Below are 26,236 nucleotides of genomic sequence, written 5' to 3' on the forward strand. Positions count from 1 at the left end.
TTACCAGTTCCACAGTGTGCCGTCTTCCAGGCGGGCCACCGGCAAATAGGCTGGATCGTACGGATATTTCGCCGCCAGTTTTTCATCGAACTCAATGCCCAGTCCTGGCTTGTCGCCCGGATGCATATAGCCGCCCTCGAACGTCCAGTTATGCGGGAAAACCTCCAGCATCTGTTCGGAGTAGCCCATATACTCCTGTACGCCAAAGTTAGGCACCCACAGGTCGAAATGTAATGCAGCGGCCATACAAACCGGCGACAGATCGGACGGCCCATGCGAACCGGTACGCACCTGGTAGAGCGAGGCAAAATCGGCAATGCGGCGCATCCCGGTAATACCACCGGCATGGGTAAGCGTGGTGCGGATATAGTCAATCAATTGCTCTTCAATGAGCTGTTTGCAATCCCAGATACTGTTAAAGACTTCGCCTACCGCAATCGGCGTGACCGTATGCTGGCGGATGAGGCGGAAGCACGCCTGATTTTCAGCCGGCGTCGGGTCTTCCATCCAGAACAAACGATAGTCTTCAATACTTTTGCCAAAGCGGGCAGCCTCAATAGGCGTCAGTCGGTGATGCATATCGTGCAGAAGATGTTCATTAAACCCGAACGTATTACGCACGGCGTCAAACAGCTTTGGCGTAAAATCGAGATACTTTTCCGTTGACCACAACTGTTCTTCCGGCCACTGGCCTTTTGTCGCGGGCTCATAGGCCAGCCCCTTGCCTTTCGCCATGCCGTAGGTGGTTTTCATCCCCGGAACGCCGCACTGCACGCGGATTGCTTTGAACCCTTGCTCTTTATGACGCGCGTAGTCTTCCAGCACATCGTCGATGGTGTGGCCTGTGGTATGGCAATACACCATGACGCCTTCACGCGAAGCGCCGCCGAGTAACTGATACAACGGCATATTGGCGGCTTTGGCTTTAATATCCCATAGCGCCATATCAACCGCGGAAATGGCGGACATGGTGACAGGGCCACGGCGCCAGTACGCGCCTTTGTAGAAGAACTGCCAGATATCTTCGATGCGGCGAGCATCCCGCCCGATGAGCTGTGGGCACAGGTGATCGGTAAGGTACGAGGCCACCGGGAGCTCGCGTCCGTTCAGGGTGGCATCCCCCAGACCGATGATCCCGTCTTCCGTGGTTATCTTTAAGGTGACGAAGTTACGCCCTGGACACGTAACAAAAACTTCAGCCCCTACAATCTTCATTTTTATTCCTTACATCGCATTATGGGATGCAGGAAATTTACCCAACTGAGCTACTACCATACAAGTATATTAATGTAAAAAGCGCTGCCAGATCACAAAATGTTCTGGTCGCGCGGCAATGTTACGTACGTCCCCATCCGACGACGATAATCAGCATTCCACACAACGCGATCAGCGCGCCGCACCAGTCATAAACCGTGAGCCGGACGCCATCGACAACACGTAACCACAGGAGCGCAGTACAGACATATACCCCACCGTAAGCCGCATAAACCCGCCCACTCGCCGCCGGATGCAAGGTCAAAAGCCAGACGAATAACGCAAGTGACGCAGCGGCGGGCAAAAGCCACCACACGCTGGCGCCGCGCTTAAGCCATAGCCAGGGAAGAAAACATCCAATGATTTCACAGAGGGCGGTAACAAAGAAAAGCAGAGTCGTCTTTAGCATGAGATTCATTTGGTTACGAAATGATAAGTGATAATACAACAGAATATCGTTACGGTTATCCGGCCATTCTTGTGTATATGCCCGGCATAAGGATTGGTGTAGAATTTACAGGTGGTTTACCGCTTTTTCCCCTCTAATGAAAGGATGTTGTGATGAACAATACGCTGAGCAAACGCCTGTGCCTGACGGCAATGCTTACGTTGGCGGCCGTTATATATACTCCTTCCGCATTCGCTGAAACCAGTAAACTGGTGATTGAATCGGGAGATAGCGCACAAAGTCGTCAGGAAGCGGCGATGGAAAAGGAACAATGGAACGACACTCGCAGTCTGCGTCAGAAAGTGAATACCCGCGCAGAAAAAGAGTGGGACAAAGCCGATGCCGCCTTTGATAACCGCGATAAATGCGAGCAAAGCGCCAACATCAACGCCTATTGGGAGCCCAATACGCTGCGGTGTCTGGATCGTCGTACAGGTCGCGTTATTACGCCCTAATGCAGGATAACTAAAAGGAAGTGTAAGGATACAGTATGACAAGTGACTACAAGGTCAGACTGCGCCCGCTTGAGCGTGAAGATTTACGATTTGTCCACCAGCTTGATAATAATGCCAGCGTTATGCGTTACTGGTTTGAAGAGCCGTATGAGGCTTTTGTCGAACTGTCGGATCTCTACGACAAACACATCCACGACCAAAGCGAACGGCGCTTTGTCGTCGAATGCGATGGTGAAAACGCTGGGCTGGTAGAACTGGTGGAAATTAACCATGTGCATCGGCGGGCGGAATTTCAGATTATTATCTCGCCGGAGTACCAGGGAAAAGGCCTGGCGTCACGCGCGGCCAAACTGGCGATGGATTACGGATTTACCGTACTCAATCTCTATAAATTGTATTTGATCGTCGATAAAGAGAATGAAAAAGCGATTCACATCTACCGTAAACTCGGGTTTAGAGTAGAAGGCGAGCTGATTCATGAGTTCTTCATTAACGGCGAATACCGTAACACCATCCGCATGTGTATCTTCCAGCAGCAGTATCTGGATGAACATAAAACGTCCGGTTCTACGCTCCTGAAACCCACCGCGCAGTAAACGTGGCGCAGTAGTCACGGAGAGTCGCACCGCGCCCGGTTTAGTAGTAATCGATACGATTTTTAATGGTGTAATGGTGGGACACTGCCGGCTTAACGCTCTCATCGACGATAACAAGCCGGCAGTCAACAGGGTTCGCGTACGCATCATATTCGCAGCTCTGTGTGACATTGCCAACCTGTCGATCATCCACCCGGCTGACTGCCGTATAGTCCAGCTTTTTACGCGGGTCCGCGGAGGGTTTTGCCGTCACAGAGAGCGTATTCTGCGAGTTTATGGTTGTCTTACCTAGCGGATAACCTTCGCTATCATAGCGGTACTCGACTTTCATCTCTTTGCCCGTCGCCGATACCACAAAACCGTTGTCGTCCGTTTCCCAGGTCACGCCCGCCGAAGGCAACGCCGCCAGCTGGCACTTCCCCTGTAACTGCACCTTTTTTTCCAGCGTCTGAGCATCCCGGTAATAATTGGCATCCAGCACGAGCGCCAGCCCCGTATTATTCTCCAGATCGTGTAACTCAAGCGTATCAAAACAGCCTTCCTGTGAAAGCGTACCGGTGACCTGCTTCGCCACTTCGCCATTCTCACTCATCAATGTCTGGCTGAAATCCTTTACCGGACCACGTAATGGATCAAAATCAAATTCGTTCGAAAAACTGGCCATTTCCGGCGTAAAAGACTCAAGGGATTTCGGGTTATCACAACCTGCCAGTATCATGCACAATAACGTCAGTAAAAGGGGTTTCTTCACGCGTGTCACCAGGATGAAAAGATATTTATCATCATATTAGCAAATACAGTTATTTACACGAAAAATGCTAAGCTTAGAACATCGTCATTAATCACAGGAGTTCATGATGAAAATCGCAACTGCAATAGCCGCTCTGGCGTTAGTCAGCGCCCCCTCGCTGGTGATGGCGGCACCGGGATCGTGCGAGAGAGTAAAAAGCGATATTGAACAACGTATCATCAATAACGGCGTGCCGGCGGATAATTTTACGCTCACTATCGTTCCTAACGACCAGGCCGATCAGCCCGACTCACAGGTGGTGGGCCATTGCGCGAACGACACGCATAAAATTCTTTATACCCGCACCAGCAGCGGCAATGCGCCAGCCAATACCTCTCCCGCTCAAGACGGTTCATCCGCCGAACCGCAATAATCTCCTCCTGCCCTCCGGGTCCGGAGGGTAACGCTCTTTGACATGGATTAATAATCCTTACTCCCAAAGGGGTAAACTCATTACATCATTAGCATGTTAATAATTTCGTTATAGTTATCAATATATAGCGAAATAATAACGACAATGGAGTGAGTGATGCCCGGAGAAAAGCAACAAACAGGCGTTAGCCGCAGGACGTTAGTGAAATCAGCGGCGCTTGGCTCACTGGCGCTGGCTGCCGGAGGCGTATCTTTACCGTTTGGGATGCGTACCGCGGCCGCGGCCGCGGCAGTGCAGCAGGCCATGCGCAACGAAGAAGATAAAATCGTCTGGGGCGCCTGTTCGGTCAACTGCGGCAGTCGCTGCGCCCTGCGTCTGCATGTAAAAGATAATGAAGTCTGGTGGGTTGAAACTGATAATACTGGCGACGATGTCTACGGCAATCATCAGGTTCGCGCCTGTCTGCGGGGCCGTTCAATCCGTCGGCGCATTAACCATCCGGATCGCCTTAACTATCCCATGAAACGCGTTGGCCGCCGCGGCGAAGGCAAATTTGAACGCATTAGCTGGCAGGAAGCACTGGACACCATTAGCGCCAGCCTGAAAAAGACCGTAGAGACCTACGGCAATGAAGCCGTTTATATCCACTATTCATCCGGCATCGTAGGCGGCAACATAACCCGCTCGTCGCCTGCCGCCTCGCCGGTGAAGCGTTTGATGAACTGCTACGGCGGTTCGTTGAATCAATACGGCTCATACAGTACCGCGCAAATTTCTTGCGCCATGCCCTACACCTATGGCTCCAACGACGGCAACAGCACGTCTGATATCGAAAACAGTAAACTGGTGGTCATGTTCGGCAATAATCCGGCTGAAACACGCATGAGCGGCGGCGGCATTACCTGGTTTCTGGAGCAAGCGCGTGAACGCTCAAATGCGCGCATGATCGTGATAGATCCGCGCTATACCGATACCGCTGCCGGACGTGAAGACGAGTGGATACCGATTCGCCCCGGCACCGACGCCGCGCTGGTGGCAGGGATTGCCTGGGTATTGATTAACGAAAATCTCGTTGACCAGCCTTTTCTCGACAACTATTGCATCGGCTACGATGAAAAGACCCTTCCGGCTGACGCGCCCCCCAATGGCCATTATAAGGCTTATATTTTGGGCCAGGGCGAGGACGGTATCGCAAAAACGCCGCAGTGGGCATCGCATATTACCGGCATCCCCGCCGATCGGATTATCAAACTGGCGCGCGAGATAGGTAGCGTCAAACCGGCCTACATCTGTCAGGGTTGGGGGCCGCAGCGTCAGGCGAACGGCGAACAAACCGCTCGCGCCATCGCCATGTTACCGATTCTGACCGGCAACGTCGGCATTCATGGCGGTAACAGCGGCGCACGCGAATCTACTTACACCATTACCATTGAACGTCTGCCGGTCCTGGAGAATCCCGTTAAAACCGCCATCTCCTGCTTTAGCTGGACGGACGCCATTGCGCGCGGCCCGGAAATGACCGCCCTGCGCGACGGCGTACGCGGCAAAGATAAGCTGGATGTCCCGATCAAATTTCTATGGAACTACGCTGGCAACACCCTGATTAATCAGCATTCGGATATTAATAAAACCCATGAAATTCTTCAGGATGAAGCGAAATGCGAAATGATTGTGGTCATCGACAATTTTATGACCTCTTCCGCGAAGTACGCCGATATTTTACTGCCGGATCTCATGACCGTCGAACAGGAAGATATCATCCCCAATGATTACGCCGGCAATATGGGATATCTGATTTTTATTCAACCGGCGACGACGCCTAAGTTCGAGCGCAAGCCCATCTACTGGGTACTCAGCGAAATCGCCAGACGCCTCGGCGACGATGTGTATCAGCGGTTTACCGAAGGCCGTACCCAGGCGCAATGGCTGCAATATCTGTACGCCAAAATGCAGGCAAGAGATCCGGCATTGCCCGCGTATGACGAGCTGAAAAAAATGGGCATCTATAAACGTAAAGATCCCAACGGCCATTTTGTCGCCTATAAAAAATTTCGTGAAGATCCGCAGGCCAATCCGTTAAAAACGCCGTCCGGTAAAATCGAAATCTACTCAAGCAAACTCGCTCACATCGCCAGTACCTGGGAGCTGGCGGAAGGCGACGTGATAAGCCCACTGCCGATTTATACCCCTACTTTTGAAGGATGGGACGATCCGAAACGGAGCACCTTCCCGCTACAGCTGTTTGGCTTTCACTATAAATCCCGTACCCATTCAAGCTACGGCAATATTGATGTTCTGCAGGCCGCCTGTCGCCAGGAGGTGTGGATAAATCCGCTCGATGCGCAAAAACGCGGTATCGCGAATGGCGACAGGGTTCGCGTCTTTAACGATCGTGGAGAGGTGCGTCTACCCGCCAAAGTCACGCCGCGTATTCTGCCGGGCGTCAGCGCGATGGGTCAGGGCGCATGGCATAATGCGGATATGGCTGGCGATAAAATTGACCACGGCGCCTGCATCAATACGCTCACGACGCTGCGTCCTTCCCCCCTGGCAAAAGGGAATCCTCAACATACAAATCTGGTGGAAATCGAAAAAATCTAAGCCGCCTGCTCCGGGACGTTTTTACGCGCCCGGAGCTCCCCGTTTTGCGAACACAACGACATTTAAAACTCTTTTTGGATGAGCATAGTGAGCTGTTATGAAAATCACCAACCCTGAGGCATTAATGGCGGCCAGTATCAGCCGACGAAGCCTGGTAAAAACCTCCGCTATCGGTAGCCTTGCGCTTGCCAGTAGCGCTTTCACCCTTCCATTCTCCCGCATCGCCCACGCCGCAGCAGGCCTCGCATCTGGCAATGTGGCAGAAAAAGCGGTCTGGAGTTCATGTACCGTTAACTGCGGCAGCCGCTGTCTGCTACGCCTGCACGTAAAAGATGACACCGTATATTGGGTTGAATCAGATACCACGGGCAACGATGAATATGGCAACCATCAGGTACGCGCCTGCCTGCGCGGTCGCTCCATTCGTCGCCGGATGAACCACCCCGATCGCCTGAAATATCCGATGAAACGCGTTGGTAAACGAGGAGAAGGCAAATTCGAACGTATCAGTTGGGATGAAGCGTTGGATACCATCGGCGATAACCTGAAACGTATCCTCAAGGACTACGGCAACGAAGCGGTACATGTGCTTTACGGTACCGGCGTGGACGGCGGCAATATCACCAATTCTAACGTACCGTATCGCCTGATGAACGCCTGCGGCGGCTATCTCAGCCGTTACGGTAGCTACAGCACCGCCCAAATCAGCGCGGCCATGAGCTATATGTTCGGCGGCAACGACGGCAACAGTCCGGATGATATCGCCAATACAAAACTGGTGGTGATGTTTGGCAATAACCCCGCGGAAACACGTATGAGCGGCGGCGGCGTGACATACTATGTCGAACAGGCGCGCGAACGCTCCAACGCCCGGATGATCGTGATTGACCCGCGTTATAACGACACTGCCGCCGGCCGCGAAGACGAGTGGCTGCCGATTCGCCCTGGTACCGATGGCGCGCTGGCGGCGGCAATCGCCTGGGTGCTGATTACCGAAGATCTTATTGATAAACCGTTTCTGGATAAATACTGCATCGGCTACGACGAAACCACTCTGCCCGCCTCGGCCCCGCGTAACGCGCACTATAAAGCCTATATTTTGGGTCAGGGCGAAGACGGTATTGCTAAAACGCCGCAATGGGCCGCGCAGATTACCAGTATTCCGGCGGAAAAAATCATTCAACTGGCGCGGGAAATCGGCTCGGCGAAACCGGCTTACATTTGCCAGGGCTGGGGACCGCAACGCCACTCTAACGGGGAGCAGACCGCACGCGCAATCGCCATGTTGTCTGTACTCACCGGTAACGTCGGCATAAATGGCGGTAATTCCGGCGTACGCGAAGGCACCTGGGATCTGGGCGTCGAATGGTTTTCTATGCTGGAGAACCCGGTAAAAACCCAGATTTCGGTCTTTACCTGGACCGACGCTATCGATCATGGCGCGGAAATGACCGCCACACGCGACGGCGTGCGGGGAAAAGACAAGCTCGACGTGCCGATCAAATTTTTGTGGTGCTACGCCAGTAATACGCTGATCAATCAGCATGGCGATATCGCCCACACCCACGAGGTGCTTCAGGACGACAGTAAATGTGAAATGATCGTCGGCATCGAGCACTTTATGACCGCGTCGGCAAAATATTGCGACATTCTGCTGCCTGATTTAATGCCGACCGAGCAGGAAGATCTGATTTCCCACGAATCCGCAGGCAATATGGGCTATGTCATTCTTGGTCAGCCCGCCACCTCGCCGAAATTTGAAAGAAAGCCCATTTACTGGACGCTCAGTGAAGTGGCTAAACGGCTTGGTCCGGACGTATACCAGACCTTCACAGAAGGCCGCACGCAGCATGAGTGGGTCAAATACCTGCACGCAAAAACCAAAGCGCGTAACCCGGAAATGCCGGATTACGAAGAGATGAAACAGACAGGGATTTTCAAGAAAAAATGCCCGGAGGAGCACTACGTCGCTTTCCGCGCCTTCCGCGAAGACCCTGCCGCCAACCCACTGAAAACGCCGTCCGGTAAAATCGAAATCTATTCCGAGCGTCTGGCAACCCTCGCCAACACGTGGGAGCTGAAGAAAGATGAGATTATCCATCCTTTACCCGCCTATACGCCAGGCTTTGACGGTTGGGACGATCCGCTTCGTCAGCGCTACCCGCTACAGCTAACCGGCTTCCACTATAAAGCGCGTACCCACTCCAGCTACGGCAATATCGACGTCCTGCAACAGGCATGTCCGCAGGAGATCTGGATCAACCCGATTGATGCGCAAGCGCGCGGCATTCAGCACGGCGACACCGTGCGGGTCTTTAACCAGAACGGACAGATGCTCATTCCGGCAAAAGTCACGCCGCGCATATTGCCTGGCGTCACCGCTATCGGCCAGGGCGCCTGGTTAAATGCCGACATGTTTGGCGACAAAGTCGATCGCGGCGGCTCCATTAACATTCTGACGTCGCACCGGCCTTCCCCACTGGCGAAAGGTAATCCGTCACACAGTAATCTTGTTCAGGTTGAAAAGGCGTAAGGAGTAACCCATGACAACCCAGTATGGATTTTTTATTGATTCCAGCCGTTGCACCGGTTGCAAAACCTGCGAACTGGCCTGCAAGGACTACAAAGATTTGACCCCGGATGTCAGCTTCCGCCGCATTTATGAGTATGCGGGTGGCGACTGGCAGGAAGATAACGGCGTCTGGCACCAGAACGTCTTTGCCTACTATCTCTCCATCTCCTGTAACCACTGCGAAGACCCGGCCTGTACCAAAGTCTGCCCGAGCGGCGCGATGCACAAGCGCGATGACGGTTTTGTGGTGGTGAACGAAGAGGTCTGTATCGGCTGCCGCTACTGCCACATGGCCTGCCCGTACGGCGCGCCGCAGTACAACGCGGCCAAAGGTCATATGACCAAGTGCGACGGCTGTTATGATCGCGTCGCCGACGGCAAAAAGCCTATCTGCGTCGAATCCTGTCCGCTGCGGGCGCTGGACTTTGGTCCTATCGACGAACTGCGCAAAAAACACGGTGAGCTGGCTGCCGTCGCGCCGCTGCCGCGCGCGCATTTCACGAAGCCGAATATTGTGATTAAACCCAACGCCAACAGCCGCCCGACCGGGGACACTACCGGTTATCTGGCCAATCCGAAGGAGGTATAAGATGGGAAGTGGATGGCATGAATGGCCGTTGATGATCTTCACGGTCTTTGGTCAGTGCGTGGTCGGCGCGTTAATCGTTAGCGGACTGGGCTGGCTGACGGCAAAAGACGATACCATCGCCCGTCAGCGCATCGTGCGCAGCATGTTTTTTCTGTGGCTGGTGATGGGAGTGGGATTCCTCGCGTCGATTATGCATCTCGGCTCGCCGATGCGTGCGTTTAACTCGCTTAACCGCGTAGGCGCTTCCGCACTGAGTAATGAAATCGCCGCAGGATCGGTGTTCTTTGCCGTAGGCGGCATCTGGTGGCTGGTGGCGGTACTCGGTAAAATGCCCCCGGCGCTGGGTAAAGTGTGGCTGCTGGTCAGTATGGCGCTCGGCGTTGCATTCATCTGGGCAATGACGCTCGTTTATCAGATAGATACCGTGCCAACCTGGTATAATGGCTACACCACGCTGGCCTTTTTCCTCACGGCATTCCTGTGCGGCCCGGTGTTTGCGGCGCTACTGCTACGCATCGCGCGCGTCCCATTTTGCAGCGTGACGTTTGCCAGTATTAGCGGCCTGGCGTTGGTGGTGTGCGTGGCGGTCATCGTACTACAAGGGCTGTCTCTCTCAACCATTCACAGTTCCGTGCAACAGGCCAGCCATCTCGCACCGGATTACGGTATGCTACAGGTCTGGCGCATTGTCTTGCTTGCTGCCGGATTAGGCTGCTGGCTATGTCCGCTAATCCGTCGCCGCGAACCGCATACCGTTGGTTTGCTGCTCGGTGTCGTGCTGGTGCTGGCGGGCGAAATTATTGGCCGCGGACTTTTTTATGGCCTGCATATGACCGTAGGTATGGCCGTCGCAGGTTAATTTATGCGTGCGGGGCGACCCGCACCTTTCGGGATTGTTTGAATGACCACTTTTTTACAACGTGATGATTTTGCAGTAACGGCGCGTGTTCTCGGCGCGTTGTTTTATTATTCGCCGGAAAGCCACGAAACCGCTCCTCTGGTTCAGGCGCTATTAACCGACGACTGGCAGGCGCAGTGGCCGCTTGATGCCGAGGCGCTTGCGCCTGTGGCGGCTATGTTTAAGACCCACAGCGAAGAGTCGTTGCCACAGGCCTGGCAGCGTCTGTTTATCGGCCCTTACGCTCTGCCGTCTCCGCCGTGGGGTTCCGTCTGGCTGGATCGTGAGAGCGTATTATTTGGCGATTCTACATTGGCGCTACGTCAGTGGATGCGCGAAAACGGAATTCAGTTTGAAATGCAGCAAAACGAGCCAGAAGATCATTTTGGGTCGCTGTTGCTGCTGGCGGCCTGGCTTGCCGAGAATGACCGTCATCATGAATGCGAACAACTCCTGGCCTGGCATCTGTTTCCGTGGTCGTCCCGCTTTCTGGACGTATTTATCGATCATGCCGGGCATCCGTTTTATCAGGCGTTGGGGCAACTGGCGCGTCTGACGCTGGCGCAATGGCAAGCTCAACTCATTATTCCCGTCGCTGTAAAACCGTTATTCCGTTAATCCCCACAAAAGGCAGGATTTTACCTGCCTTTTCTCCCATTGCGGCCTATTTTTATCTACAAAAAGTGACAACGTCACACCACGCTTCTATTTTTAAGATAATTCTTTATCGTGAATGTTCACGCTAAGCCGTATAAGGGCAAAGCATAATTGTTAATAGATGTTTAACAGTGTTAAACATCACGCTCCGCTGGAATCCTTCCCAACCTGTTGCTATAGCTCAAAGCACCCTGCCGGAACATGGCATAACAACACGCAACTCTTAACGTCGCCATAACACATGCAAACAGGGAGACACACCGCAATGCACACCCTCACCCTAAAACGTGTACTTGGGTTCACTATCGTCATTTTGCTGTTACTGGCGCTGTTTATCTGGGGAATCGGTCTGGAGACGCTGAAAGCGCGTCAGGTCGATCTGCTGTATCTCGGACAACGGCATTTGATGCTGGTCTTTACGTCCATGTTTTTTGCTTTACTGGTCGGTATCCCGAGTGGGATTTTACTCAGCCGTCCTGCGGCAAAAGGATTTGCTGAATATGTCATGCAAATCTTTAATGTTGGTAATACCTTGCCGCCGCTGGCCGTTCTGGCCTTAGCGATGGTGATTATCGGGATCGGCGATACGCCCGCCATTGTCGCGCTATTTCTGGCCTCCCTTCTGCCTATCGTCCGCAATACCTATGCGGGCCTCTGTTCCGTTCCCGCCTCACTGATTGAAGCGGCGAACGGGATTGGGATGACAAAATGGCAGCGGCTTCGCCAGGTAGAGCTACCTAATGCGTGGCCAGTGATGCTGTCCGGTATTCGCATCGCGACCGCCATCAATGTCGGCACCGCGCCGCTGGCCTTTCTGATCGGCGCCAGCAGCTACGGCGAGCTGATTTTCCCGGGAATTTATCTCAACGATTTTCCGACGTTGATCCTCGGCGCAACGGCCACGGCGTTATTCGCGCTGATTCTTGACACTCTGCTTGCCTGGTTTGGGCGACGCCTTAGCCCTCATACCGTTTGAACGCATAAATAACAATAAGGAGCGTTAAATGAGATTCAAAAAACACCTGTTAGGATGGCTTGCCGCAACGCTGTTGTTCAGTAGCCAGACGCAGGCCGCGCCGCTGGTTCTCGCCACCAAAAGCTTTACCGAGCAGCATATTCTTTCCGCTATGACCGTTCAGTATTTGCAGAAGAAAGGCTTTCAGGTTCAGCCGCAAACCAATATCGCCGCGGTGATTTCACGTAATGCGATGGTGAATAAACAAATTGATATTACCTGGGAATACACCGGTACATCGCTGATTATTTTCAACCGTATCGATAAGCGCATGAGTCCACAGGAAACCTACGACACGGTAAAACGCCTGGATGCGAAGCTGGGCCTAGTATGGCTCAAACCGGCTGACATGAACAATACTTACGCGTTCGCGATGCAGCGCAAACGCGCCGAGTCGGAAAATATCACCACCATCTCGCAAATGGTGGCAAAAATCGAACAGGTCCGGCAGAACGATCCTGACCACAACTGGATGCTCGGCCTCGATCTGGAATTTGCCGGGCGCAGCGACGGAATGAAGCCCCTTCAGCAAGCCTATCAGATGCAGCTCGATCGCCCGCAAATACGACAGATGGACCCAGGGCTGGTCTATAACGCCGTTCGGGATGGGCTGGTTGACGCCGGGCTGGTCTATACCACCGACGGACGGGTGAAAGGGTTTGATCTGAAAGTGCTGGAAGATGATAAAGGCTTCTTCCCAAGTTACGCTGTCACGCCCGTAGTGCGTAAAGAGGTGCTGGAAGCCAATCCTGGCCTTGATGACGCCTTAAACACCCTTTCCGGCCTGCTCAATAACGATGTGATATCGACCCTAAACGCCCAGGTCGATATCGAGCATCGCACGCCGCAACAGGTAGCCCATCAATTTTTGCAGGACAAAGGTCTGCTGTAAGGAGCGCCTATGGATACGATACATTATATGCTGGATAACGCAGGCTATCTCGCCAGCCTTACCTTTCAGCATCTCTGGCTGGTCGCGCTGGCCGTCGGTCTGGCGATTATCATCGGCGTACCGTTAGGCGTTTTGATTGTACGCCACAAATGGCTGGCAACGCCGGTATTGGGCGCAGCCACGCTACTTCTTACCATTCCGTCTATCGCGCTGTTTGGATTAATGATCCCGCTCTTTTCGCTGATCGGGCATGGTATTGGCGTTCTGCCCGCCGTGACGGCTGTTTTTCTCTACTCTTTACTGCCGATTGTCCGTAATACCCATACTGCGCTTGATAGTTTGCCGCCCGGTCTGCGTGAAGCGGGACGCGGCATCGGTATGACTTTCTGGCAACGGCTGCGCTGGGTCGAAATCCCAATGGCCCTACCGGTTATTTTCGGGGGTATCCGCACCGCGGTAGTGATGAATATCGGCGTGATGGCGATTGCCGCGGTGATCGGCGCCGGCGGTCTGGGGCTGCTACTGTTAAACGGCATTAGCGGCAGCGATATTCGCATGTTAATTGCCGGCGCGCTGATGATCTGTCTACTGGCAATTGTACTTGACTGGCTGTTGCATCGTCTGCAAGTCGTACTGACACCTAAGGGGATACGATAATGATAAAACTGGAAAAACTCACCAAACAATTTGTACAGAAAAAGGGTCAGCCGTTAAAAGCCGTCGACAACGTCAACCTGAACGTGCCGGAAGGCGAAATGTGCGTCTTACTCGGTCCCTCCGGCTGCGGCAAAACCACCACGTTAAAGATGATCAACCGGCTGATCGCGCCCAGCAGCGGTAATATTCTTATCAACGGCGAGAATACCAACGATATGGATACGGTAACGCTACGCCGCAATATTGGGTATGTTATCCAACAGATCGGCCTGTTTCCTAATATGACGATTGAAGAAAATATTACCGTTGTGCCGCGCATGTTGGGTTGGGACAAAGCGCGCTGCAAGCAACGCGCCGAAGAGTTGATGGACATGGTGGCGCTGGATGCCAGAAAATTTCTGCATCGCTATCCAAAGGAGATGTCCGGGGGACAGCAGCAGCGTATTGGCGTGATCCGCGCTCTGGCCGCCGATCCGCCGGTACTGCTGATGGATGAGCCCTTCGGCGCGGTGGACCCAATTAACCGCGAAGTGATCCAGAACCAGTTTCTGGATATGCAGCGTAAGCTAAAAAAGACCGTGATGCTGGTCAGCCATGATATCGACGAAGCGCTAAAACTCGGCGACCGTATCGCCGTGTTCCGTCAGGGGCGAATTGTACAGTGCGCCAGTCCTGATGAACTGCTGGCCAAACCGGCTAACGAGTTTGTCGGGTCGTTTGTCGGTCAGGACAGAACGTTAAAGCGTTTGCTACTGGTCTCCGCAGGCGATGTTACCGACCAACAGCCAACCATTACCGCGCGGCCTTCCACGCCGTTAAGCGAGGCGTTCGGCATCATGGATGATCACGATATTCGCGCCATTACCGTCATTGACAACGACGGTAAGCCACTGGGATTTGTGAAGCGCCGGGAAGCGCGGAACGCCAGCGGAATCTGCGCCGATATCACCCATCCTTTCCGTATTACGGGCAAAGCGGAAGATAATCTGCGTATTGTGCTGTCCAGATTGTACGAAAGTAATACCAGCTGGATGCCGATCGTTGATGAAGACGGACGCTATAACGGTGAAATCTCTCAGGATTACATCGCCGACTATCTCAGCTCAGGCCGCACGCGTCGGGCGCTAAATATTCACGAAAGCAGCTAACGTTGCCGCCGGATGGCCTCTCGCTATCCGGCAATATCATTATTGTACGCAATATTATATCGCACATAGTGCTTTTGCGTCTGACGCCATTTCCCCGCAGAATAGGCTATCCTGAAACTCCCTGTTTACCCGCTCATGCATCGTTTACACGCTTACCCGGATCTGCGCACGATGTTTCGTCGCCTGCTGATCGCTACGCTCATCGGTATTCTCGCGGCGCTGGCTGTCGCCGCCTTCCGTCATGCGATGCAATTGCTGGAGTGGATTTTCCTGAGTAATGACACCGGCAGTCTGGTGAATGCGGCTGAGGGGCTTTCGCCCTGGCGACGGCTGATTACGCCGGCGCTTGGCGGCCTGGCCGCTGGCCTGTTGCTGTGGGGGTGGCAAAAAATGAACCAACAGCGCCCCCATGCGCCCACTGACTATATGGAAGCATTGCAAACCGACGGGCAATTTGACGTTGGCGCCAGTCTGGTAAAATCGCTGGCCTCGCTGCTGGTCGTGGTCAGCGGCAGCGCAATTGGTCGCGAAGGCGCAATGATCCTCCTCGCCTCGCTGGCGGCATCCAGCTTTGCCCGACGCTTCACGCCGCGTGAGGAATGGAAATTATGGATCGCCAGCGGCGCCGCTGCGGGCATGGCGGGCGCTTACCATGCGCCGCTGGCGGGCAGCCTGTTTATCGCGGAAATCCTGTTCGGTACCTTAATGCTGGCTTCCCTCGGCCCGGTTGTCGTTTCCGCCGTCGTCGCCCTGCTAACCACCCATCTATTAAACGGTAGCGATTCACTACTCTATACCGTACATCTGACCGTTGATCTCCACGCGCGGGAGTACGTCATGATAGTCAGTACCGGCCTGGTCGCCGGTCTGTGCGGTCCGTTGCTGATGTGGCTGATGACGGCCAGCCATAATAGTTTCTTACGCTTAAAATTGTCCCCGCCCTGGCAACTGGCGCTGGGCGGGCTTATTGTCGGATTACTGTCGTTACTCACGCCCACGGTATGGGGAAACGGCTATAGCGTCGTACAATCATTTTTGCTCTCTCCGCCGCTATTCTCGCTGATTGGCGGAATTTTTGTGTGCAAAATCCTGGCGGTGCTCGCCAGCAGCGGGTCTGGCGCGCCGGGCGGCGTCTTTACGCCAACATTATTTGTCGGATTATCAATTGGAATGTTTCTGGGTCGGATATGGGGATTCTGGCTTCCAGGCTCGGATGAAATAGCAATTTTATTGGGGCTGGCGGGTATGGCGACGCTACTGGCGGCGACAACCCATGCGCCGATAATGTCCACCCTGATGATTTGTGAAATGACCGGCGAGTATCAGTTACTCCCCGGTCTGCTGATTGCCTGTGTAGTCGCGTCAGTGCTCTCGCGAACGTTACGCCATGATTCTATCTACCGCCAGCACGCTGCCGAGCATTGACAAACGAATATACTGCCCCAGCTCACGCTGCTCGGCGCGCGGCAGGTACGGCAACTCGCCAATCAGCGGCGCTGGCAGTTTTTTCCCAAGCACATCAATAATTTCAGCATAATGCGCCAGGCCAGGATTGATACGATTCGCCACCCAGCCAATTAATGGCAGTCCATCGTTAGCGACAGCTTGCGCAGTCAGTAGCGCATGATTAATGCACCCCTCCTGAATCCCTACCACCATCAATACCGGTAACTGTTCCTGTACCACCCATTCGGACAATGGACGTAAATCATTCATCAAACTACGCCAGCCGCCAGTACCCTCCACAACCACGTGGTCCACTTTATCGCTCAGGCTCGCCAGACCGTTGGACAGCAAGGTGTAATTTATAGGACAGCTATGCGCGACGCTGCTTTCTTCTTCGCTTAACGCGATCGGATTAATCGCCTCATACGGCAACTCCAGCGAAGAGACGCTTTGCAATACCAGCGCGTCTTTGTTGCGCATCCCTTCTGCAGTCTCTTTGCTCCCTTTAGCGACAGGTTTATACCCTGCGACGCTCTTACCACCCGACGCTAACGCTTGTAGTAATGCGCGGGAAACCACCGTCTTCCCAACAGAAGTGTCTGTACCTGTAATAAAGAAACGCTTCAGCATCACTAACTCCACCGTTATGCTTCGAAAATATAAGCCAGGAAAATAATACAGTGGAGAAAGTCTAAGATATGGCAAGGGCAATCAGCTTGAGTTAGCGCAAATTTTTGTACAACAGTTAAAAAATGTTAACCCTGTAATAGACGAATCAACAAAGAGCCGTTATACATCGCGTCTTTTACCAACGCCGCCCCGGCCATCGTGCCCTGGTTGGTAAACTGCGTGCTTTCCACTACCGTATTCCTACTGTAGGCGGGCAGCGCCTGCTGACGGATACTGTCAGCAATGGCCGGAAAAAGGATATCAGCCGCTTTACTTAGCGGCGAACCAATAAGAATTTTTTGCGGATTAAATAAATTCACCATGATAGCCAGAATGCGTCCGACATGCGCGCCAACGCCGCTAATAATATCTTTTGCTAATAGATCTCCCTGCATCGCCGCCTGACACAGTGAATCTACCGTTAACGGCTGGCCGTGCAACATTGAACTCATCGACTGATTAAGCCGAAGCTGCGTAAGTTCCAGCACGCTATCGACGCTGGCTATGGTCTCCAGACAGCCATGATTACCGCAATAACAGCGCTTACCATAAGGATCGACCTGGGTATGCCCAATCTCTACCAGACTGCTACTGCCCGCATGAAGCAAATGACCGTCGGTGATAACGCCCGCCCCCACATTATGATCAATCACCACCTGGATAACGTCGCGCGCGCCGCGTGAGGCGCCAAAAAGCGCCTCTGCCATCGTCCAGGCGCTAATATCATGCTGGATGTAAACCGGTACGCCGGTGTGCCGCTCCAGCGCATCTCCCAAAGGCATCTCTTTGACATCTTCGTAATACGGCATCCGGTGCACAACGCCGTTTTCGGTATCGATAATGCCCGGTAACGTAATGGCAATGGAGGTCAGACGCTCCAGTTTCTGCTGATGGCGGGTAAAAAACCGATCAACGTGCGTAATAATTCTCTCAAGCAACGGCGTGGCTTCGTTTAACGGCAGCGCCAGACACTCTTCTACCACCAGTTTGCTGCTAAGATCGCGCAGCGCAAGGAAAATTTCGCCACGGCTAATACGAATAGATAAATAGTGCCAGGCTTCTGTTTCCACCATCAGCCCGACGGCGGGACGTCCACGACTGCCCGCCTCTTTAATTTCAAGTTCCTGAACCAAATGCGCTTCCAGCATTTCGCGAACAATTTTCGTAATACTGGCAGGCGCCAACTGCGCCAGACGAGACAGGTCAATTCGCGATACCGGTCCGAGCTGATCAATCAGGCGATACACTGCGCCAGCATTGGTCTGCTTAATTTGATCGATATGCCCAGGCTGACTATCAGCAACCACCGCTCACTCCCTTTATTTTCGCGCTCCGAAATAATCTGTGTGCTATGGTGAAACACTTCAATACTCGCCGTCAACTTTTTGCTTAGCCGTGTGATTAACTGCACATTTTCACCCTTTTTAAGCGTAATTAATCCCGTCGGGCAGCCAGTAATAGCAGTTGGCAAAACCGCTGTACGGCATGACTCTGTTCATGATGCTTTGGCCATACCAGCCACATTTCAGATACGGCGTCCTCTTCAGCCAGGGGAACCCAGCGCATCTCGCTCATCTGTACACGCTTAAAGGATGCCGGCAGAATCGAGACGCCCAGTCCCGCCGCCACCAGACCAATAATGGTCATTGCCTCGCCAACCTCCTGCGTGATGGTCGGCGACAGGTTATAGCGCCGCATCAGGCCGAGAATATCGTCGTAGAGGCCCGTCCCGACATGCGGATCGAAAAAGACGAAAGGTTCTTCCGCCAGCTCTGTCAGACTGACGACCGGCTTTTGCGCCAGCCGATGTTCGCGCGGGATCATGGCCATAAGCGGCTCATGCAAAATCACCTCGCGATTAAGTGTGTCGGGCAGCGGCGTATTCCGCAGCAAGCCAATATCCAGTACGCCTTCGTTGAGCGGCGCGATTTGCTCACGCGTATTCATTTCACGCGTTTGCATATGCACTCCCGGATAGGACTGGCGGAACAGCGAAAAGGTATGCGATACCGCCCGAATAAAAGGCGCTGAAGACGTAAAGCCAATACGGATTTCACCCGCTTCGCCCTGATGCAACCGCTCGGCGCGAGCGGCGGCGTCGTTTACCAGACTCAGGATGTGTCGGCTATCCACCAGAAACTGTCGCCCGGCGGCCGTTAACGCTACGCTGCGGTTGGTCCGCGCCAGTAATCGCGCGCCGACCTGCTGCTCCAGAATTTGTATCTGCTGACTGAGCGGCGGCTGCGAGATATTGAGGCGCGCGGCGGCGCGACCAAAATGCAGTTCTTCTGCTACCGCCACAAAGTAACGTAAATGACGTAATTCGATATTCATATTTTTAACGTCTTATTTGAGACAATTAATATATTAGACAGAATATTTTGCTTTTTCTATGCTTTACATGTCGGTTATACCCGTCTCCTGTTGACGGAGATGTAAAGCAAGGATTTAACGTGAGTCGTACAACTATTCTCGATGACGCCACGGCGAGCGATATCGATGAACAACGCCATTCTCAGCCGGTTCAATTTATTAAACGCGGTACAGCGCCTTTCATGCGCGTCACGCTGGCCCTTTTTTCCGCGGGCCTGGCGACTTTCGCGCTCCTTTATTGCGTTCAGCCTATATTACCGGTACTTTCCCAAGAGTTTGGCGTCTCCCCAGCCAGCAGCAGCGTTTCACTTTCTATTTCTACCGCCATGCTGGCTATCGGCTTACTTTTTACCGGCCCGCTTTCTGATGCGATAGGCCGTAAACCGGTGATGGTCACAGCCTTGTTATTAGCCTCCTGCTGCACATTGTTATCAACCATGATGACCAGCTGGCATGGTATTCTGATTATGCGCGCGCTGATCGGTCTGTCGTTAAGCGGCGTCGCCGCAGTGGGAATGACCTACCTGAGCGAAGAAATCCATCCCAGCTTTGTCGCTTTCTCTATGGGGCTCTATATTAGCGGTAATTCCATCGGCGGGATGAGCGGGCGTTTATTAAGCGGCGTCATGACCGACTTTTTTAACTGGCGCATCGCGCTGGCGGCCATCGGATGCTTTGCGCTGGCGTCCGCGCTGATGTTCTGGAAGATTTTACCCGCCTCGCAACATTTCCGTCCTACATCGCTACGGCCTAAAACGCTATTTATTAATTTCCGTCTCCACTGGCGCGATCGAGGGTTACCTCTGCTGTTTGTGGAAGGCTTTTTACTGATGGGCGCATTCGTCACCCTGTTTAACTACATTGGCTATCGCCTGATGCTCTCCCCCTGGGAATTAAGCCAGGCCGTGGTCGGACTGTTATCCGTAGCCTATCTCACCGGCACATGGAGCTCGCCGAAAGCTGGCGCAATGACCTCACGCTATGGCCGGGGGCCGGTGATGCTGTTCTCTATCGCAGTAATGCTGGGCGGGCTTTTACTGACGCTTTTTACCTCGCTTTGGCTGATTTTTGCCGGGATGCTGCTTTTTTCCGCCGGCTTTTTCGCCGCGCACTCCGTGGCCAGTAGTTGGATTGGCCCGCGTGCGCGCCGGGCGAAGGGACAGGCCTCGTCACTTTATCTTTTCAGCTATTATCTGGGGTCCAGTATCGCCGGGACGCTAGGCGGCGTATTCTGGCATAGTTACGGCTGGAACGGCGTAGGCGGTTTTATCGCGCTAATGCTGGTGCTGGCCATCCTGGTCGGGACGCGGTTACATCATCGTCTTCACGCCTGAAAAGAAATAATCCGGCGATAGCAACGTGCGCTATCGCCGGGCTGGTTTCACGCCACGACTCACTGTTTACCACAGACCTGTCAAGCTTGATACTCCCATGACTTCTCTGATTGCATCCAGCGCCAGAAGCGTAAATACCACCCAGATTATCGGATTCATATACGGTGTACTTGTTATTCTGGAGAGCGAATATTACCGACTCTGCAACCAAAAATAACGGCCGGTAACGTAAAGCTACCTATTATGGTGGGGGCTGACATCGCGTTACCGGGGGATTGTACATAGCGTTACATGCCGAAACCAATCACTCACGGAAGCCTTTTGATAACAGCGATATAGTCATTTCACCGGCCCCGCAGTGGGGTTGAATGAAAACCAAATCGAGGGTATCAAAATGAAAAAAGTATTAGCTCTGGTTGTTGCCGCTGCAATGGGTCTCTCTTCCGCAGCATTCGCGGCTGAGACTGCAACGCCTGCGAAAACCGCAACGCCTGCCAAAACAACCCAGACCACCCAGCACCACAAAAAGCAGCATAAGAAAACCGTTGAGCAAAAAGCGCAGGCGGCTAAAAAGCACCAGAAAAAAGGTGGTAAAGCGCCAGCCAAAACCACGTCAAAACCAACTACTCAACCGGCTGCGTAAGTCGTAACATGCTGCGGCGCGCCCCCGCGCCCGTTTTTACGGCGCTAAATTGTTCTGGTTTAGCGCCGCCTTCCGGGAGGGCAAAAAAGTGTCTCGCTACCGCTTTGAGCTCATTCTTATCGTGCTTATTTTATGCGCCGTTATTGCCACGCATTTCTATCTTTCCTGAGTGTAGTTATCTGATTTTACTCCCACTTTCTTACCGTCACGTCTATAGTAGTACTGAGGGTTTGTTGTTAATAATCATAATTACCCACCAGAGTGTGATATGCATAAAACCATTGCTGTATTACTGGGCATAGTGTGTTTTTTACAGGTTATGGCGAAAGCCAGGGGGGCTGAAACAGACGCCACGGATGCCAGCGACGTCAAAACGCTTTTTTTTAACCATGACGATCGGGTGCCCGTCGCCGATCCTACCCAATCGCCGTGGGATGCCATCGGGCAACTAGAGACCGCCAGCGGTAATTTGTGTACGGCAACGCTTATCTCCCCGCATATCGCCCTAACAGCAGGTCACTGCCTGCTAACGCCACCGAAAGGAAAACCAGACAAGGCGGTTGCGCTGCGTTTTGTGGCGCGAAAAGGAGTATGGCGCTATGAAATCCACGGCATTGAAGGCCGCGTTGAACCGTCGCTGGGCCGACGTCTGAAAGCGGATGGCGATGGCTGGATTGTGCCGCCTGCCGCGGCAAGCTGGGATTTTGGTCTGGTAATATTGCGCTACCCACCTTCCGGTATCACGCCAGTGCCTTTATTTACCGGCGATAAAGCGGCGCTCACTGCGGCGTTGAAAGCCGCAGACCGAAAAGTCACGCAGTCCGGTTATCCGGAAGATCATCTGAATGCGCTCTATTCCCATCAGGATTGCGTCGTGACCGGCTGGGCGCAGAATGCCGTACTCTCACACCAGTGCGACACCTTACCTGGCGACAGCGGCTCGCCGCTCTTATTGCACACGGATAGCGGATGGCAGCTCATTGGCGTACAAAGCTCCGCCCCTGCGGCTAAAGATCGCTGGCGCGCCGATAACCGCGCTATATCCGTCACCGGCTTTCGCGATAAGCTGAAAGCTCTGGCGCAGGATTAATGCGGGAATCGCTGCCTGAACCGACAGGCAGCGATCGTCTCAGGCAAATTTGATCATGACCATTCCGGCGAGCAGCAATATCACGCCAACCCAGCCTTTGGGGTTTAAGCGCTGACCGAAGAGCACCCAGCCCGCCGCCAACGTGGCGGCAATACCAAAACCGCCCCATAATGCATACGCCACCGACAGGTCTATCCCTTTAACCGCCTGGGAAAGCGCGCTGAAGGCGGCCAGAACAGCGGCAAGCGATAAGATGCCATAGCATTTACGGCGAAAGCCGTCCGAATATTTCAACAGTACGTTAGCCGCGATTTCCAGCATTATTGCCAGCCCAAGCCAGGCGCCGTGTATCCATTCAAATTGTTGCACGAGCCGCCCCCTTCACCGGTTTGCCGGGTTTACGCGTCCCTGATTTGATCAATACGATGCCGGCGACCAGCGTCAGCAAGCCGGCAATCTTCATGGTTGATAATGCTTCATCAAATAGCAGCACGCTAAAAATGGTAATAAATAAAATGCCGATCCCTTCCCATAAGGCATACGCCACACCCAGGGCAATCTTTTTTACCGCAAAAGAAAGAAATATATATGACAGCGTGATCATCACCAGCATTAAAATAAAACCCGCATTGCCATTACCCACGCTAGCCCATTTCATTGAGAGCGTGCCGGTAATTTCAGTCGCGATAGCCAGAGCTAATAAAATCCAGTAAAACATGACACTTCTCCTGCATGAGAATATACTCTTTCGAGTCTGCTGCACGCAGCAAACTAAAAAATAAAATCAGTTAGCACAGCGCGTTGCGCCAGCTCAGGCAGAAGTGAGAGACTAAAGTGCGTTACGCCAGTGCTGCTCGCCAATAAGCAGGAAAAAGGAGGTAGAGTGAAGATGCGTTTGCGTGGAGAAAAAAGCGCTGAACATATTGTCCATAATATTACAATTATCCGCAGTGTTGCTTCTCGTCATCGCGGATGATAATTGTCCTCGGTAGTTGAACACGCCTGATTTGTATCATAAGCCAGGAATTAACTCAAAATATTTTCACTTCTTTACCTGAAGTGTTTGATTTTAACCAGAACAGGTCGACCGACATCACATTATTATTCGAGTCGGCATCAGAAAACAGGGACTGATATGGCAAAACCGATCATCACGCTCAATGGTCTAAAAATCGTCATTATGCTGGGAATGCTGGTGGTTATTCTGAGCGGTATCCGCTTCGCCGCAGATATCATTGTTCCCTTTATTTTGGCGTTATTTATTGCAGTCGTTCTCAATCCCGTTGTGCAACGGATGACCCGATGCCGAATTCCGCGCGTTGTCGCCGTATCATTGCTCATTGTGATTATTGTTATGTTAATGGTACTGCTACTGGCCTATTTGGGGACATCATTAAATGAACTGGCTCGTACCCTACCGCAATATCGCTCCTCATTGGTGATACCGTTGCAACGTATTGAACCGTGGTTACAGCGAGCAGGCATTGGCGTGTCGGTTGATGAGCTGGCGAAATATATCGATCCAAACGCCGCCATGACTCTGGTAACGAACCTGCTCACCCAGCTGTCCAATGCTATGTCGTCCATCTTTTTATTGTTATTGACCGTGGTATTTATGCTGCTGGAGGTTCCACAGCTGCCTGAAAAACTGCAGCAGATGATGAGCCGTCCGGTGGAAGGCATGGCGGCAATTCAACGCGCGCTTGATAGCGTTTCCCATTATCTGGTGTTAAAAACAGCGATCAGTATCGTGACGGGGCTGGTCGCATGGGGAATGTTGGCCGCGCTGGATGTCCGCTTCGCCTTTGTCTGGGGTCTACTGGCCTTCGCGCTGAATTATATCCCTAATATTGGATCGGTGCTCGCTGCCCTGCCGCCTATTATTCAGGTGCTGGTATTTAACGGGTTTTATGATGCGCTGCTGGTGCTGGCAGGCTATCTGCTGATTAATCTGGTCTTCGGCAATATCCTTGAGCCACGAATCATGGGACGTGGTTTAGGCCTTTCAACCTTAGTGGTATTTTTGTCGTTAATTTTCTGGGGCTGGCTATTAGGTCCGGTGGGCATGTTGCTCTCCGTTCCGTTAACCATCATTGTCAAAATCGCCCTCGAACAGACCACCGGCGGGCAGAGTATCGCCGTTCTGCTTAGCGATTTAAACAAAAGATAAAATGCAATACATACACAAAATCATTCAAGATGCATCGCGGCGGCAAGGGAAGAAATCCCCTGGAGCATAGATAACGATGTGACCGGAGTTTCTGAGCGCAGCCAACAAAGAGGCAGCTTAAAGGATGAAGTGTATAAAAACGGCCTCCGAAGAGGCCGCCGCACGTTTAAAAGATTAAAGCGCTTTCAGAATTGCATCCACGCTGGCTTTGGCATCGCCAAACAGCATTTGCGTATTCTCTTTAAAGAACAGCGGGTTCTGCACACCAGCATAACCAGTATTCATTGAACGCTTAAAGACCACGACATTCTGTGCTTTCCACACTTCGAGAACCGGCATACCGGCGATCGGACTGCGGGGATCGTCTTGCGCCGCCGGGTTCACCGTATCGTTCGCGCCAATCACCAGCACGGTATCGGTATCGGCGAAATCATCATTGATTTCGTCCATTTCCAGCACGATGTCATAAGGCACTTTCGCCTCCGCCAACAGCACGTTCATATGACCGGGCAAGCGCCCCGCCACCGGATGAATGCCGAAACGCACGTTGATACCGCGCGCACGCAGTTTTTCGGTGATTTCCGCCACCGGATACTGCGCCTGCGCCACCGCCATCCCGTACCCCGGCGTAATAATGACGGAGTGGGAGTTTTTCAGCATCTCAGCAGTCTCTTCCGCTGTGATTTCGCGATGTTCGCCAGCTTCCTGATCGTCGCCTGTTGAGGAGCCGTCAGTACCGAACCCACCGGCAATAACGCTGATGAAAGAGCGGTTCATCGCTTTACACATAATGTAAGACAGGATCGCGCCTGACGAACCGACCAGCGCGCCGGTCACAATCAGCAAATCGTTGCTTAACATAAAGCCAGCCGCCGCGGCAGCCCAACCGGAATAGGAGTTCAGCATTGAAACAACCACCGGCATGTCCGCCCCGCCGATAGAAGCGACCAGATGCCAACCAAACGCCAGCGCGATAATGGTCATCAGCAGTAGCGCCAGTACCTGTAGACCCACGCTTTCGGTACGAACAAAAACCAGCAGCAACAGGAAAGAAACAACCAGCGCCGCCAGGTTCATTTTGTGACGGTTAGGCAACATCAACGGCTTAGAAGAGATTTTGCCGCGCAGTTTACCAAACGCTACGATCGATCCAGTGAAAGTGACTGCGCCAATAAAGATACCGAGGAAGACTTCGGTCAAATGGATATTCACCAGCACCGGCGCCAGACTGGCGTCATGGTACAGATAGCTGTTAAAGCCAACCAGTACCGCCGCCAGGCCCACGAAACTGTGCAGAATCGCGACCAGCTCCGGCATCTCGGTCATCTCAACTTTTTTCGCCATGCGGATGCCAATCGCGCCGCCAATAATCATGGCGACCAGAATCCATGCCACGTTGCCGGTATCCGGCCCAAAAATGGTCGCCAGCAACGCGATCGCCATCCCGGCAATACCGAAGTTATTCCCCTGGCGGGACGTTTCATGCTTTGAAAGCCCGGCAAGACTGAAAATAAACAGGATCGCGGCAACAATGTATGCAGCTGTAACTAATCCTCCAGACATGTG

At 53.0% G+C, this 26,236-nt stretch carries 27 protein-coding genes; 17 read left to right on the top strand and 10 right to left on the bottom strand.

Annotated elements, in window-relative coordinates; genetic code table 11:
• Together rspA and ACLJPE_RS03830 are read right to left on the bottom strand one after the other, a co-directional pair.
• Window positions 1-1,215: a starvation-sensing protein RspA gene (gene rspA, locus ACLJPE_RS03825; RefSeq protein WP_000706261.1), complete on the bottom strand. Its 1,215-nt coding sequence runs from the start codon at window positions 1,213-1,215 to the stop codon at window positions 1-3.
• A gap of 121 nt (window positions 1,216-1,336) precedes the next feature.
• Window positions 1,337-1,663: a YnfA family protein gene (locus ACLJPE_RS03830; RefSeq protein WP_000921389.1), complete on the bottom strand. Its 327-nt coding sequence runs from the start codon at window positions 1,661-1,663 to the stop codon at window positions 1,337-1,339.
• Between the two features lie 152 nt (window positions 1,664-1,815).
• On the opposite strand from ACLJPE_RS03830, the gene ACLJPE_RS03835 reads away from it, so the two are divergent.
• Together ACLJPE_RS03835 and speG are read left to right on the top strand one after the other, a co-directional pair.
• A complete protein-coding gene (locus ACLJPE_RS03835) occupies window positions 1,816-2,157 on the top strand; it encodes a DUF1283 family protein (RefSeq protein ID WP_001066438.1) in 342 nt (113 codons plus the stop codon).
• Between the two features lie 35 nt (window positions 2,158-2,192).
• Window positions 2,193-2,753 (top strand): spermidine N1-acetyltransferase, encoded by a 561-nt coding sequence (gene speG, locus ACLJPE_RS03840; protein ID WP_000199997.1) that lies wholly within the window; start codon window positions 2,193-2,195, stop codon window positions 2,751-2,753.
• 40 nt (window positions 2,754-2,793) lie between these two features.
• Here the strand turns inward: speG and ACLJPE_RS03845 are convergent, their stop codons facing one another.
• Window positions 2,794-3,504: a YnfC family lipoprotein gene (locus ACLJPE_RS03845; protein ID WP_000743122.1), complete on the bottom strand. Its 711-nt coding sequence runs from the start codon at window positions 3,502-3,504 to the stop codon at window positions 2,794-2,796.
• Window positions 3,505-3,607: 103 nt separating this feature from the next.
• Here ACLJPE_RS03845 and ACLJPE_RS03850 point away from each other — a divergent pair, with 103 nt between their 5' ends.
• The 11 genes from ACLJPE_RS03850 (at window position 3,608) to clcB (ending at window position 16,370) form a co-directional block, all read left to right on the top strand.
• Complete coding sequence (locus tag ACLJPE_RS03850) at window positions 3,608-3,916, top strand: DUF1161 domain-containing protein (RefSeq protein WP_000975516.1); 309 nt, start codon at window positions 3,608-3,610, stop codon at window positions 3,914-3,916.
• Between the two features lie 156 nt (window positions 3,917-4,072).
• Window positions 4,073-6,517, top strand: a complete 2,445-nt coding sequence (ynfE, locus tag ACLJPE_RS03855; RefSeq protein WP_001117596.1) for a selenate/tellurate reductase subunit YnfE — start codon at window positions 4,073-4,075, stop codon at window positions 6,515-6,517.
• Window positions 6,518-6,614: 97 nt separating this feature from the next.
• The gene (gene ynfF, locus ACLJPE_RS03860; protein WP_000705292.1) at window positions 6,615-9,050 is read left to right on the top strand and encodes a selenate/tellurate reductase subunit YnfF; all 2,436 of its coding nucleotides are present in this window, start codon (window positions 6,615-6,617) and stop codon (window positions 9,048-9,050) included.
• A gap of 10 nt (window positions 9,051-9,060) precedes the next feature.
• Complete coding sequence (gene dmsB / locus ACLJPE_RS03865) at window positions 9,061-9,678, top strand: dimethylsulfoxide reductase iron-sulfur subunit DmsB (protein ID WP_000213064.1); 618 nt, start codon at window positions 9,061-9,063, stop codon at window positions 9,676-9,678.
• A gap of 1 nt (window position 9,679) precedes the next feature.
• Window positions 9,680-10,537 carry a dimethyl sulfoxide reductase anchor subunit family protein gene (locus tag ACLJPE_RS03870; protein ID WP_000534706.1) on the top strand — a complete coding sequence of 286 codons (858 nt, stop codon included), beginning with the start codon at window positions 9,680-9,682 and terminating at the stop codon, window positions 10,535-10,537.
• A gap of 42 nt (window positions 10,538-10,579) precedes the next feature.
• The gene (dmsD, locus tag ACLJPE_RS03875) at window positions 10,580-11,194 is read left to right on the top strand and encodes a Tat proofreading chaperone DmsD (RefSeq protein ID WP_000206565.1); all 615 of its coding nucleotides are present in this window, start codon (window positions 10,580-10,582) and stop codon (window positions 11,192-11,194) included.
• A gap of 304 nt (window positions 11,195-11,498) precedes the next feature.
• A complete protein-coding gene (gene osmY, locus ACLJPE_RS03880; protein WP_000557304.1) occupies window positions 11,499-12,209 on the top strand; it encodes an osmoprotectant ABC transporter permease OsmY in 711 nt (236 codons plus the stop codon).
• 28 nt (window positions 12,210-12,237) lie between these two features.
• Entirely contained in the window at window positions 12,238-13,140 is a 903-nt protein-coding gene (gene osmX, locus ACLJPE_RS03885; protein WP_001211193.1) for an osmoprotectant ABC transporter substrate-binding protein OsmX, read from the top strand.
• Between the two features lie 9 nt (window positions 13,141-13,149).
• Window positions 13,150-13,797: an osmoprotectant ABC transporter permease OsmW gene (osmW, locus tag ACLJPE_RS03890; RefSeq protein WP_000379677.1), complete on the top strand. Its 648-nt coding sequence runs from the start codon at window positions 13,150-13,152 to the stop codon at window positions 13,795-13,797.
• Window positions 13,797-14,945: an osmoprotectant ABC transporter ATP-binding protein OsmV gene (gene osmV, locus ACLJPE_RS03895; protein ID WP_000593078.1), complete on the top strand. Its 1,149-nt coding sequence runs from the start codon at window positions 13,797-13,799 to the stop codon at window positions 14,943-14,945. The genes osmW and osmV overlap by 1 nt, the downstream gene beginning before the upstream one ends.
• 135 nt (window positions 14,946-15,080) lie before the next feature.
• The gene (clcB, locus tag ACLJPE_RS03900) at window positions 15,081-16,370 is read left to right on the top strand and encodes a voltage-gated ClC-type chloride channel ClcB (RefSeq protein ID WP_031603922.1); all 1,290 of its coding nucleotides are present in this window, start codon (window positions 15,081-15,083) and stop codon (window positions 16,368-16,370) included.
• Here clcB and bioD read toward each other — a convergent pair.
• The 3 genes from bioD to ACLJPE_RS03915 form a co-directional block, all read right to left on the bottom strand.
• Window positions 16,326-17,021: a dethiobiotin synthase gene (gene bioD / locus ACLJPE_RS03905; protein WP_000919206.1), complete on the bottom strand. Its 696-nt coding sequence runs from the start codon at window positions 17,019-17,021 to the stop codon at window positions 16,326-16,328. The genes clcB and bioD overlap by 45 nt on opposite strands.
• 125 nt (window positions 17,022-17,146) lie before the next feature.
• Window positions 17,147-18,367, bottom strand: coding sequence for a sugar metabolism global transcriptional regulator Mlc (mlc, locus tag ACLJPE_RS03910; protein WP_000225087.1), 1,221 nt, complete (start codon window positions 18,365-18,367; stop codon window positions 17,147-17,149).
• 127 nt (window positions 18,368-18,494) lie between these two features.
• Window positions 18,495-19,394 (bottom strand): LysR family transcriptional regulator, encoded by a 900-nt coding sequence (locus ACLJPE_RS03915; protein ID WP_001019577.1) that lies wholly within the window; start codon window positions 19,392-19,394, stop codon window positions 18,495-18,497.
• A gap of 119 nt (window positions 19,395-19,513) precedes the next feature.
• Between ACLJPE_RS03915 and ACLJPE_RS03920 the strand changes: the two genes are divergently transcribed.
• The gene (locus tag ACLJPE_RS03920; RefSeq protein WP_023232814.1) at window positions 19,514-20,767 is read left to right on the top strand and encodes an MFS transporter; all 1,254 of its coding nucleotides are present in this window, start codon (window positions 19,514-19,516) and stop codon (window positions 20,765-20,767) included.
• A gap of 66 nt (window positions 20,768-20,833) precedes the next feature.
• Here the strand turns inward: ACLJPE_RS03920 and ACLJPE_RS03925 are convergent, their stop codons facing one another.
• Window positions 20,834-20,926, bottom strand: coding sequence for a KPN_01571 family protein (locus ACLJPE_RS03925; protein WP_001068154.1), 93 nt, complete (start codon window positions 20,924-20,926; stop codon window positions 20,834-20,836).
• A 235-nt stretch (window positions 20,927-21,161) separates the two neighbouring features.
• Here ACLJPE_RS03925 and asr point away from each other — a divergent pair, with 235 nt between their 5' ends.
• Together asr and ACLJPE_RS03935 are read left to right on the top strand one after the other, a co-directional pair.
• Window positions 21,162-21,410: an acid resistance repetitive basic protein Asr gene (gene asr / locus ACLJPE_RS03930; protein ID WP_000756317.1), complete on the top strand. Its 249-nt coding sequence runs from the start codon at window positions 21,162-21,164 to the stop codon at window positions 21,408-21,410.
• Window positions 21,411-21,678: 268 nt separating this feature from the next.
• The gene (locus ACLJPE_RS03935) at window positions 21,679-22,500 is read left to right on the top strand and encodes a trypsin-like serine peptidase (protein ID WP_000549654.1); all 822 of its coding nucleotides are present in this window, start codon (window positions 21,679-21,681) and stop codon (window positions 22,498-22,500) included.
• A gap of 39 nt (window positions 22,501-22,539) precedes the next feature.
• On the opposite strand, the gene mdtI is transcribed toward ACLJPE_RS03935, so the two are convergent.
• A complete protein-coding gene (gene mdtI, locus ACLJPE_RS03940) occupies window positions 22,540-22,869 on the bottom strand; it encodes a multidrug/spermidine efflux SMR transporter subunit MdtI (protein WP_023232815.1) in 330 nt (109 codons plus the stop codon).
• Window positions 22,856-23,218 carry a multidrug/spermidine efflux SMR transporter subunit MdtJ gene (mdtJ, locus tag ACLJPE_RS03945; protein WP_000500279.1) on the bottom strand — a complete coding sequence of 121 codons (363 nt, stop codon included), beginning with the start codon at window positions 23,216-23,218 and terminating at the stop codon, window positions 22,856-22,858. The genes mdtI and mdtJ overlap by 14 nt, the downstream gene beginning before the upstream one ends.
• Window positions 23,219-23,635: 417 nt before the next feature.
• Between mdtJ and ACLJPE_RS03950 the strand changes: the two genes are divergently transcribed.
• Window positions 23,636-24,670, top strand: a complete 1,035-nt coding sequence (locus ACLJPE_RS03950) for an AI-2E family transporter (RefSeq protein WP_023232816.1) — start codon at window positions 23,636-23,638, stop codon at window positions 24,668-24,670.
• A gap of 174 nt (window positions 24,671-24,844) precedes the next feature.
• Here the strand turns inward: ACLJPE_RS03950 and pntB are convergent, their stop codons facing one another.
• Window positions 24,845-26,233 carry a Re/Si-specific NAD(P)(+) transhydrogenase subunit beta gene (gene pntB, locus ACLJPE_RS03955; protein ID WP_000014056.1) on the bottom strand — a complete coding sequence of 463 codons (1,389 nt, stop codon included), beginning with the start codon at window positions 26,231-26,233 and terminating at the stop codon, window positions 24,845-24,847.
• Window positions 26,234-26,236: the final 3 nt, after the last annotated feature.

It is taken from the genome of Salmonella sp. SAL04196, assembly GCF_046550835.1.
GTDB classification, from domain to species: domain Bacteria; phylum Pseudomonadota; class Gammaproteobacteria; order Enterobacterales; family Enterobacteriaceae; genus Salmonella; species Salmonella enterica.